Raw genomic sequence first — 11389 nt, 5'->3', positions numbered from 1 at the left:
ATACATTATTTTTTAATTTTAAAATTCGAACATGCATCTTTCCAGACTGTTTCTTCATGGTTTGTACTTACAAATTCCATTTTTAAAGAATTTTCCTCATTAACTAAATTAATAGGGTGATCGCAGTTTTCTTATGTCTTGCATTGACGTTAAACATCTCTCAAAATCATATGGCTCGGTTCATGCTGTAAAAGACCTTGAACTATTAGTACGACCCGGACAGGTTTTTGGATTTTTGGGACCTAACGGTGCTGGAAAATCCACCACGATCAAACTTCTTACAACTCTAATTCCGCCTTCAAATGGAAATCTTTCTATTTTGGGAATTGATGCTGTAACAAATCCTCTTCAAGTCCGTCATAAAATAGGAGTGGTCCTGCAACAACCAAGTTACGAGCCTACTTTATCAGTTGAAAAATCTCTTGATAAATATGGGATGATGTGGAATGTTCCAAAAACTGAGCGTAAAAAAAGAATGGAACAACTTTTGATAGATTTTGATCTTGTAGAGATTAGAAAAAAAAGAAATGAAGATCTTTCAATTGGTCAGCGTAGGAGAATTCAGGTTGCTCGTGAATTCATGCATGATATGGAATTATTATTTTTGGATGAGCCGACAGTAGGTCTAGATCCAAGTGCCAGAAGAAATCTATTGGATTACTTAAAAAATAAAGTAAAAACAGGGTTGACAATTTTTTATACAACCCATATTCTAACTGAAGCTGAATATCTTTGTGATGAAATAGCCATAATTGATAAGGGTAGAATTCTTACTGTAGACTCTCCTGATGCTCTGAAGAAAAAATTTGGAAAAGAAAAAACTATTAAAATTCATTTATCAGAAAAACAAACTAACATCGCATCTCTTCTTACTGGAATTTCTGATTTTAAAATTGATTACGAAAATGGAACCAACATCATAATTCATTCAGAACACTCTGAATTAGTATTATCAAAAGTATTGAAAATACTTAATGATAACACAATTGAAATTGAAGATCTTTCAGCCGTACCAACAAATCTTGAAGAAATATTTCTAAAAATGATGAGAGACAATGCATCCAATAGTTAGACTTGTAAACAGAAATCTCACGATTTCTCTTAATCCTGGCTTTCTAATTTGGCAGGTTATTTTTCCTTTGATCTACATTTTTGTTGCAGGATTTGCGTATGCACCATTAATTAATCAAGTTCCATTTGGAGCAAAAGATCTTGATTATCCGGCATTTTTAGCATCAGGTATGATTGGATTTAACATTATGAATAGTACTTTGGTTTCTGGTATCATTATTTGGAATGATAGAAGACATGGCATGTTTGAACAAATAATGTCTGGCCCCTTTACTAGAAGTCATTACATTCTTAGCAACATCTGTACTATAGGGATAGTTGGGTTAGTAAGCGCAACTTTGATAGCTCTTGTTGGCTATCCAGTATTTTTTGAATCAGTAGAATTCTCATTCATTACAATTCCAATAATTATTTTCGGTGCAATTACTGGCTCGGTTCTATTTGGCTCATTGGCATCAATTATTTCTACTAGGTTACGCTCAAGTGAGGGATTTAATGTAATAATTAATACTGTTTTTCTGTTTTTTGCTTTTGTAAGTACTGCATTTTATCCAGCTGCTGGTGCTCCTGAACCACTAAAATCTGCATTCTATCTGAATCCGCTAACTTATCTTGTAGATGTAATAAGAGCAGGGATTTTTGGAAACATTACTGAATTTGTGATTTTTGAAATGATTATTCTTGTAGGTATCGCGTCAATTCTATTTGTTATTGCTTCAAAACTACTTACAAAATTGGATTTCTAGAAAATTTAATTAATTTTTAGACTTTTCAAATAACTCATTAACTTTTTTGACAATATCCAAATTTTCATATTCAACCAAATTCAAATTTGGTAATACACAATGCCCGCCAATGATTCCCGGATACATTTTTGGTCTGTTGCCTAAATTCTCATGAATTTCATCTGCAAATTTCCACATCTCATCAAAATCAATACCCTCTTTATCACAAATCATTTTTGTAATCTGAGCATAATTGATTAACCATCCATAATATGTCGTATCAACTAATATCTTTGCAAGTTCAGCAGTTTTAGTAGTGGACATCCAATCAATTTTCTCAAATCTTTTTTCCACATCTGATTTAATTTTAGGATCTATTTGTTTATGATCTGATGAAATAAATTTTGTATATTTTTTAATATCATCTAAAAATCTTCTATGTATTCCACGAACTGGTGAAAACAAAATGGGGACTGTAGTTTTTGTTTGAATGTTTTTAGTTGTTCCCGGTTTTACCGTAGAATGAACTAGGACACCTTTCAAACCTTCTATCTTATCAATCCAATTTACTGTAATGTTTACAAACTCTGTTAATTCTCCAGGAATACAAACATGAAGATACTCTGGATTTTTAATTACTGTGTTTTCTGAATAATTTTTGCATTTTGATTCTTCAAGATCAATTCCTACACATTCAAAATTCCTTTCAACAAGTAAATCAAATAATGTCTCGCCTACTTCACCCATTCCTAGCACGATATCTGTCATATACTTAATTTCAGAAAAACTACCTATATTATATTCATGTTACAAGAATATCGTTTTAAAATAAGGTAGCCCGGCCCAGACTCGAACTGGGGTCAAAGGCTTCAAAGGCCTCTATGCTTGACCGCTACACTACCGGGCTGCTAAATCGAGCACTCTCATTCCCTTAATGAACTTTTTATCTTAATTTGACTCTTAAAATTAGTTAAAATTATTCATTGATAATTTTATTTAGTTTTTCAATGGGATTTTCCATTTGTTCAACAACTCTTTTTGCTCTTTTTTGATTAACTGCGTTTGATGATTCAAAAACATTCTTGATATGTCTAGAAATTTTCTTTGGATTTGTTTCCCTTTTAACCAAATATTTTTTTACTAAAAAATTTTCAATTATGTTTGGAACAGCATTATATGAAATTGTTGGAATTCCCATCAATGCTGATTCAGCAGTCATAGTTCCTCCAGATCCTATAAAAATATCTGTATTACTCAGTAAATATTTTCCATCAAATGTCATTTTTACAACTTTGGCTTTTTTACCAATTATTTTTTGAATATTTTTAATCTGTTTTGTATATCTGCCTAAAATCACAATATTTTCTTTTTCATGCTCTTTTACAATTTGTTTAATAATTGGAATTATCCTGCTTGATCTTGAAGCATATGCTGCTTCTTCTTCTTCAGCCCTAATCAAAATATTTTTCCTGTCAGCTTGTTTAAATGGTAATGATCTTTGCTGATTAATTTTTCTTTTGATAGTTACAACCGCATCTATAGCATTGTATGAGATGATGTCTTTTTTATCAATTCCATATTTAGAAAATTCATTTTTAGGTATTATGCTAGGTATCAATAGTTTTTGAATTAGTGGCAATGTTAATCGCATTACTGCAGAAGCATGTGGGGAATCACAAAATGCTATATGTTTGATTCCTAAACCAAATGAAACTCTCGCTGCTTCGGGAGAACAAAAACTAATTACAATATCTGGTGAAAAATTATCAATTTTTCTGGAAAGTTTCCCCATTCTATCAATACTGGCTCGAAGCTTGCTTTTTTTGTCACTCCCACCATGTTTTCCAACAAAAACGAGGTCAAAATCACGTATTTTTGCTAATTTTGAAACTTCGTTATAGTTTCTTGACGTACATAAAATATTGTGTTTTTTTCCTAATTTTTCAATTATTGGTTCAGAAAACAATAATTGTTTTGGAGTGAGAATATCTATCCATATTTTCAAGTAATTTCCATAATTCGAGTTAGTTCAATAAGTTTTTCTTAGTCTAATACTAGTGTAAATGTAATGGGGGGAGCAAAAGTTGTCGTTTATGGTCTTAGTACTGAGGGATATGCTATTGCATCACAAATGGCAATTAAAGGTGCAGATGTCTACATAATAGACGAATCCACACCATCGGCAATATCATTGAAAGCAGAAATTGCTAAAACTTATCCTAATGTCTCATCACTAAAAGAAGATGAACCTCTATTAGCTATGGAGCCAATTGACGTGGCTATTTCCAAAGCTCAATATCTTTTCTTCACACCAAGAATTAGAAAAACAGGACAAGACATCAAAACTGAAATCCATTCTAAATTCAAGGATGCAGTAACATCATTAAAGAAAAACAGCTCTGTAGTTTTTACTCTTCCAACTGGATTTGGTGGAAATAATGAAAATATTTCATTACTTGAGCATGTTACAGGTCTTGAGGCTGGAAAGCACATCTCTTATTTTTATTATCCTTTAGAGGATCTAAACCATCAACCGAAAATCATAGGCTCCTTTAATGGAAAGGAAGATCCTGTACTTCATGATTTACTTACCGTAGGTAAAAAGGAGAAAAAATTTGTAGCTATTTCATCATCAGAACATTTTCATGCAATTAACGTATTGTCTAGATTTTCTAGCTTATGTAGTGTTTTAGAAGTTTGTAAATATGCCCAAGACGATGTAACTAAACATGATCTTTCTTCAGATGATTTTCAGGAGATATTTTTAGATAATATGGTCAGCGGTCTATTTGATCTAAAAGCATTAGGTTCGTCATTTGAAGGTGCAAATTCCCTAATGTATCTTATTAATGGAAGCGTAAAGGGAATTGACGGGTATATCAAACGATTAATAGATGAAATTCGTGCAACATTGAAGAAAAATGATCTCAAAGCAAGCAGAACAAAGATTGCATTGTCTTGGACTCTTGATCAACATGCAATGCGTGGAGATAAAATAGAGATGCTGCAAAATTTAACTTCTAGATTGCGTGATTATATTGGTGATGTTGAAGCCTATGAAGATCCAAATTTCGATTTGTTTCATAGTGATAAAACCACAATTATTGTAGCATGTTCAAAAAACGATTTTGATATTATTGAAAAAACTAAACAAGGTTCTGAATTAATCATCGTCAAAGCTAATCCTTTATGCGAAACAATTCAATAATAGTATAAATTAGCTAAACTACTATTTTGTTTGAATTGACAAATGAAACTAACTCTGATGAAATTCCAGTAAATGTTAAATCCGATAATGAAATTGATTCTGATGAATCAGAAGAATCACAAACTTTATCGACAAATGTTGAAGAACTAACAAAATTATTAGATACAGAAAAAGAAAAAGTATCTGAATATGAAGAAAAATTAAAACATGTTTTAGCTGACTTTCAGAATCTTAATAGAAAAACACAATCTGACATAGAAAAAGGTGTAAATGCAAAAATAGATGAATTTGTATTGGATTTTCTAAAAATTTATGATGATTTTGTTATAGCAAAAGAGGTTTTTTCTAACAATAAAATTAATTCAGATGGTCTGGATTCTATTTTAAAACATATGGATTCTTTATTAAAAAAATACCATGTTGTTCCGATCGACGCATTAGGGGAAATCTTTAATCCAAATTTTCATGAAGCGATTTCAATTATTAATGATCCTGATTTAGATGATAACACAATTACAAAAGAGATCAGGAAAGGATATATTTCTCATGAGAGAGTTATAAGGCCTACACTAGTAGAAATTTCAAAAAAAGGATGATAAAAAATGGCTAAAATAATTGGTATTGATTTAGGAACAAGTAACTCTGCTGCTGCAGTAATAATGGGTGGCAAGCCGTCAATTATTCCAGCTGCTGAAGGCTCCACTGTTGGAGGAAAAGCATTTCCATCAGTTGTAGCATTTTCTAAAGATGGTGAACTTTTGGTTGGTGAGCCTGCAAGAAGACAGGCAGTTACTAATCCTGACAGGACTATTGTTGCTGCCAAAAGGAAAATGGGTACTGATTACACTTTTAAAATTTTAGATAAAGAATACAAACCACAACAAATTTCGTCATTTATTCTCCAAAAAATCAAAAAAGACGCTGAGGCATTTATTGGTGAACCCGTAGAGAAAGCAGTAATCACTGTTCCTGCATATTTTGATGATAACCAACGTCAAGCAACTAAAGATGCTGGGACAATAGCTGGATTAGATGTAGTTAGGATTATCAATGAACCAACCGCGGCTTCTTTGGCATTTGGGTTGGACAAAGCCAAGGAAGACATGAAAATTCTTGTCTTTGATTTTGGTGGTGGCACATTAGATGTTACTATAATGGAAATGGGAGGAGGAGTCTTTGAAGTAATGAGTACATCAGGAGATACTCAATTAGGTGGAACCGATATGGACAAAGTCCTAATTGATTACATTGTTGATGAATTCAAAAAGAAAGAAGGCGTTGATCTTTCACAAGACACTACTGCAATGACTAGAATAAGAGAAGCATCGGAAAAAGCAAAAATTGAATTATCAACAGTAATGGAAACTGATGTTAATTTACCCTTTATCTCTCATGATCCTTCAACAGGTGCAAAAAATCTTGAATTTAGATTGACTAGAGCTAAACTAGATGAGTTAATTGGACCAATAGTTGATCGATGTAAACCTTCCATACTGAAAGCACTTGAAGATGCAAAACTTTCGAATTCGGATATCAATAAAATTGTCATGGTTGGTGGGCCAACAAGAATTCCATTAGTTAAAAAATTTGTAAGTGGAATAATAGGTAAAGAGGTTGAATCTGGTGTTGATCCTATGGAAGCAGTTGCCATGGGAGCTGCAATTCAGGCAGGAATTATTGCTGGAGATGTCACCAGCGACATAGTCTTACTTGATGTTACTCCATTGACATTAGGAATAGAAACTTTAGGCGGTGTAAGAGAGCCATTAATTGAAAGAAATACAACGATTCCAACTTCTAAGAGTAAAGTTTTCACAACTGCAGCTGATAACCAAACGGCTGTGACAATTCATGTTGTTCAAGGTGAGCGTCCAATGGCAACAGATAATGTTTCACTAGGAAGTTTCAATCTAACTGATTTGCCACCAGCTCCAAGAGGGGTTCCTCAAATTGAAGTAAAATTCGATATTGATGCAAATGGAATTATCAATGTAACTGCAAAGGATCTTGGCACACAGAAGGAAGCAAAGATTACCATTGAATCTACATCAAAATTATCTAAAGAAGAAATTGAAAAATTAAAAGAGGATGCAGAAAAATTCTCTGATGAAGATAAAAAGAAAAAAGAAAAAATTGATCTAAGAAACGAAGCAGAAAGTTACATTTACACTACAGAAAAATTGGTCAATCATGATCTAAAGGAGAAAATCTCTCAAGAACAGGGAATTAAAATTACTGATGCGGTAAAAGAAGTCAAAGAAGTTTTAGATAAAGAGCCAAATGAACTAAAGCCCAAACTTGAAGCATTACAATCTTTAGTCAATGAAGTAACTACAGAACTTTACAAAAATGCTACACCTCCTCCAGGTGCTGAAGGACAACAAAGTGCTGGTGAAGGACAACAGAATGCCGAAAGTCAACCAAATGAGTCATCTACAACTGATGAAACCAAAACTAACTAAAATTCAAATTCAATCATTTATACGACAATTATTGTAAAGGTATGATTCATGGCTGCAAAACGTGATTACTATGAAGTTTTAGGAGTATCTAAAACATCTTCTACAGATGAAATAAAAAAACAATATAGAAAATTAGCTCTAAAATTCCACCCGGATCGTAACAAATCTTCTGATGCTGGGGAACATTTCAAAGAAATTTCTGAAGCTTATGCTGTCCTTTCAGATCCTGCAAAGAAGCAACTCTATGATCAGCACGGTCATGCTGGCGTTGATGGAAGATATTCAAGTGAAGATATTTTTCAAGGTGCTCGTGGAGATTTTAGTGATATATTTGGTCGCGGTGGAGGAGGTTTTGATTCTATTTTTGAATCCATATTTGGTCGCGGTGGAGGAGGCTTCGGCTTTAACCAACAAAGAGGCTCTGATATTCTCTATGAAACCTCAGTCACATTAGAAGATGTTCTTCATGGAAAAAAAATGGAAATTGATTTGCAAAAACAACTTCAATGTGACAATTGTAATGGAACTGGTTGCAAACCAGGAACTAACAAAAAAACATGTTCTTCATGTAATGGTCAAGGACAAATAAGGCAAACAAGGAATATGGGTTTTGCTTCTTTTGTAACAGCTGCACCATGTTCTTCATGTAATGGTCAAGGTTCAATTATTGAGATTCCTTGTGATGAATGTAAGGGTCAAGGAAAGAAAAAAGGTAACAAAAAAATTACTTTTGAAATTCCACCCGGAATTGATTCTGGAGATTACACAGTGCCAAATGAAGGAAATGAGGTTCCAGGAGGCTCTAATGGAGATTTGATAGTACGAGTAAGAGTTCAACCACATTCAAAATTCAAAAGAGATGGAAAAGATATTTTTTATGATCAGGATGTTTCAATGATTGATGCTGCATTGGGATGTGAAATCGTTGTTCCAACTTTAGACGGAACAGAAAAAATTAAAGTCGATTCTGGCAGTCAACCAAATACTATAATCAAACTAAAGGGAAAGGGAGTCACACATATCAATTCTCGAGGAAAAGGAGATCAATATGTTCGAATTGTAGTCAATATTCCACAAAAACTTAGTAGGCATCAAAAAAAGCTTTTAGAAGAATTTCAAAAAGATAGTGACTAAATAAATGAAAATTGCTTTAGATGTTGATGGCGTACTTGCTGATGTCATAGTTCCTTGGTTAAATTATAATAATACAATTAGACCTAAAATCTCAAAAAACGACATAACTGATTGGGATTTTTGGAAGAATCATGAAATAAATCCATATGATTTCTATGCCGAACTAAGCTCTTGCTGGAAAAATTGGAATTCTATACCTCCTACTGAAGAGAATCTATCATCTGTAACAAAAAATCTTTTAGAAATTGGTCAAGTAGATATAGTTACTGCAAGAGAACGTTCGACTGATTCTTTTGTAAAAAATTGGCTTAATCATCATGACATATCTTTTGATAATTACGTATCTGTAATTGATGGGCCTATGAAAGCCGATTTGGATTATGATGTTTTTATAGACGATTCACCACTTAATGCACTAAAATTTCTTGAAAATAAAAAACAAGTAATCTTATACTCTCAACCATGGAATAAACACATTTCTGAAAATGAAATTCACAGAATTTCAATTCTTTCCGAAGCTGTTGAAAAAATTAAATCTGTCTAGTCTTTTACAAGTTTTCTAATGTTTATCTGATGTCCGTTTCTAATATGAGAAGAATGAGTCGTATTCAATAACTCTTTTACTTTTTCGTCATTGTAGAACTTTACATTATACTGTCCAAGGACTTTTTTACAATTTGAACAATACACTTCGTTAAATTCCATTTTCTTTCTTGATTGGTTAAATTACTTTTTCATGGTATAATAAAGAAACTTATTCTGGATTTCAAAAATTTACAATGCGGGAGTCACCCAGCCTGGTCAACGGTGTAAGGTTCAGATCCTTATCTTCTAGGAGTTCGTGGGTTCAAATCCCACTTCCCGCATTATAATTCCATATTTTCTAATTTTTTCTTGATATTTTTTAAAAGAAGATTATTCACTATTTCGCCCGAAGCTTTTCCTCTTAATTCCTTCATGACAATTCCCATTAGTGGTCCAATTGATCGTTCTTTTTGATTTTTAATTATTTCTTGATTTTTTTCAATAATGTCTATGATGATTTGCTCTACTTTTGTCTCATCAACAGCCTCTATTGATGCATTTTTCAATGCTTCATCAATTGTTTGCGATTTCCCTGACATGATGCTCTCATAGATGATCTCAATTGATTCTTTTGCAATTTTTCCTTCTTCTAACAGTTGAAATGATTTTATTATGTTCTCTTCTGTTAATAATTCAGAGTTAAGGCCATTTCTCTCTAAATTAGTTATTGTAGAACATAAAATTGATGCAACAAACGTAGGATTGATTTTAATTCGTTCAATAATTTTTTCAAACAATTCAATGTACCGTGAATCAAAAATTTGCTCAGAAAGCTGTGGATTCAATTCATATTTTTTTTGTAATTCTAAAAGAGATTCATCCCATGATTTTGGAATGTTTTTCTTGGCATTTTCTAATTCTTGATTTGTAACTGAAATTGGTGGGATGTCTGTTTCAGGATACATTCTTGATGCGCCTGGACGTGGTCTTAAGAACACTGTTTCACCTGTTTGTGTGGCTAATCTGGTTTCTGCAGGAACACCTTTTTTGGCTTCTAACAGTCTGCTGATAATCGAATCTATTGCAAAATCTATTTTTGAAGATTGCGCTGCAATAATTAAGAATGCATCATTTTGTTTAACTTTTAAAATATTTTTCACAATCAAAATATCTTTTTCTTCAATCCCATAGTTTGGTAATTCATCTGAATGGAAAACTCCGCCAATACCATAAAACTTTACTAACTGCCCGATTTCTTTTCCTAATCTGACTCCTTCAAATGGTGTGTATCCAAACATTCCAGAAAAATTTTCAATTTTAATTGCTTTGATTATTGAATTATCTTTTAACGCTTTTTGAATGATTTTTGATTTACAACCTTTCCAATCTTCAGTGATGTCAAAAACATTTTCACTTTTTGAAATTCCTTTAAAATCTGAACTTTTCAGTTTTTCAGCAATTTTTACTAACCCATATTGTCTTTTAGCCTCAAATTCTACTACTTTTTCTAATTGTTCTAATTGTTGAACTCCTTTAACTTCTACTATTCCTCCTCCGTCTTTAACTGAAACATTGACATCTTGTCTAATTGATCCAATTCCTCTTGTTACCTTTTTAGTACTTCGTAATAGCCTACCTAAAGCCAATGCAATATTTTTAATTTTTTTTGAATCGCCTTCTACTGGATCTAAAGCAATCTCTAAAAGGGGAACGCCTAGACGATCTAAACTGTATTCTCTGATATTCCCTTTGTCTCCAAGAAGTTTTGCTGCATCTTCTTCCAGGCAAATTGATTGCACACCTATAGTTTCACCATTAACTTCAATTTTTCCTCCTTGTGAAATTAACATGGTTCGTTGAAATCCCGTTGTATTTGAACCATCAATTACAGATTTTCTCATTGGATAAATTTCATTAAAAATTTTTGAATTAAGTGATGTTGCAATTATCAATGCAAGATCTTTTGCATCATTATCTAAATTATGCGGTGGTTCTTCATCCTGTTCAACCAAACAACTACTTTCTGAATTTGCATAATAGACTATTGTTTTTGATTTTGATTTTTCAAATAAAGCTGCTGGATCATATTCTCCCAATTCACTTTTAACTGCACGCAATTTTCTTTGAAATTTAATGGAATATTCTTCTGATTCAATTGGTTTGCAATTACAAAATAATTTTTTATTAGTTGCTAGTTGCTGATGAATTTCCAGTCCTACTTTTAATCCAATACTACCAATAGAAAATTCTGACACCTTATCCAT

The 11389-nt window shown here is 32.5% G+C and carries 10 protein-coding genes and 2 tRNA genes; 8 read left to right on the top strand and 4 right to left on the bottom strand.

Going from position 1 to position 11389, the window contains the following annotated elements; translation table 11 throughout:
* Positions 1 to 133 precede the first annotated feature (133 nt).
* Complete coding sequence (locus tag K5783_RS07280; RefSeq protein ID WP_297473372.1) at positions 134 to 1072, top strand: ABC transporter ATP-binding protein; 939 nt, start codon at positions 134 to 136, stop codon at positions 1070 to 1072.
* Positions 1056 to 1817, top strand: a complete 762-nt coding sequence (locus tag K5783_RS07275; RefSeq protein ID WP_297473370.1) for an ABC transporter permease — start codon at positions 1056 to 1058, stop codon at positions 1815 to 1817. Before K5783_RS07280 ends, K5783_RS07275 begins: the two co-directional genes overlap by 17 nt.
* A 9-nt stretch (positions 1818 to 1826) precedes the next feature.
* Here K5783_RS07275 and K5783_RS07270 read toward each other — a convergent pair whose 3' ends face one another.
* The 3 genes from K5783_RS07270 to K5783_RS07260 form a co-directional block, all read right to left on the bottom strand.
* Positions 1827 to 2564: a GDP-mannose dehydrogenase gene (locus K5783_RS07270; RefSeq protein ID WP_297473368.1), complete on the bottom strand. Its 738-nt coding sequence runs from the start codon at positions 2562 to 2564 to the stop codon at positions 1827 to 1829.
* Between the two features lie 66 nt (positions 2565 to 2630).
* Positions 2631 to 2703: transfer RNA gene (locus tag K5783_RS07265), tRNA-Gln, on the bottom strand.
* Between the two features lie 69 nt (positions 2704 to 2772).
* Positions 2773 to 3801, bottom strand: a complete 1029-nt coding sequence (locus tag K5783_RS07260; RefSeq protein WP_297473366.1) for a DUF354 domain-containing protein — start codon at positions 3799 to 3801, stop codon at positions 2773 to 2775.
* A gap of 63 nt (positions 3802 to 3864) precedes the next feature.
* Here K5783_RS07260 and K5783_RS07255 point away from each other — a divergent pair, with 63 nt between their 5' ends.
* From K5783_RS07255 to K5783_RS07230, 6 genes are all read left to right on the top strand, one after another.
* Positions 3865 to 5004 carry a hypothetical protein gene (locus tag K5783_RS07255; RefSeq protein WP_297473365.1) on the top strand — a complete coding sequence of 380 codons (1140 nt, stop codon included), beginning with the start codon at positions 3865 to 3867 and terminating at the stop codon, positions 5002 to 5004.
* A gap of 35 nt (positions 5005 to 5039) precedes the next feature.
* Positions 5040 to 5600, top strand: coding sequence for a nucleotide exchange factor GrpE (locus K5783_RS07250; protein ID WP_297473363.1), 561 nt, complete (start codon positions 5040 to 5042; stop codon positions 5598 to 5600).
* A 6-nt stretch (positions 5601 to 5606) separates the two neighbouring features.
* The gene (dnaK, locus tag K5783_RS07245; RefSeq protein ID WP_297473361.1) at positions 5607 to 7466 is read left to right on the top strand and encodes a molecular chaperone DnaK; all 1860 of its coding nucleotides are present in this window, start codon (positions 5607 to 5609) and stop codon (positions 7464 to 7466) included.
* 48 nt (positions 7467 to 7514) lie between these two features.
* On the top strand, positions 7515 to 8600 hold the full coding sequence (gene dnaJ, locus K5783_RS07240) for a molecular chaperone DnaJ (RefSeq protein WP_297473359.1): 1086 nt from the start codon (positions 7515 to 7517) through the stop codon (positions 8598 to 8600).
* A 4-nt stretch (positions 8601 to 8604) separates the two neighbouring features.
* Entirely contained in the window at positions 8605 to 9144 is a 540-nt protein-coding gene (locus tag K5783_RS07235) for a hypothetical protein (RefSeq protein WP_297473357.1), read from the top strand.
* A 237-nt stretch (positions 9145 to 9381) separates the two neighbouring features.
* Positions 9382 to 9466 (top strand) — tRNA-Leu (locus K5783_RS07230).
* Here the strand turns inward: K5783_RS07230 and gatE are convergent.
* Positions 9467 to 11380 carry a Glu-tRNA(Gln) amidotransferase subunit GatE gene (gatE, locus tag K5783_RS07225; RefSeq protein WP_297473355.1) on the bottom strand — a complete coding sequence of 638 codons (1914 nt, stop codon included), beginning with the start codon at positions 11378 to 11380 and terminating at the stop codon, positions 9467 to 9469.
* Positions 11381 to 11389: the final 9 nt, after the last annotated feature.

The organism is Nitrosopumilus sp., assembly GCF_025699125.1.
Taxonomy (GTDB): Archaea; Thermoproteota; Nitrososphaeria; order Nitrososphaerales; family Nitrosopumilaceae; genus Nitrosopumilus.
Note: the sequence above shows the minus strand (reverse complement) of the source record. Positions and strands in the feature narration are given on the sequence as shown.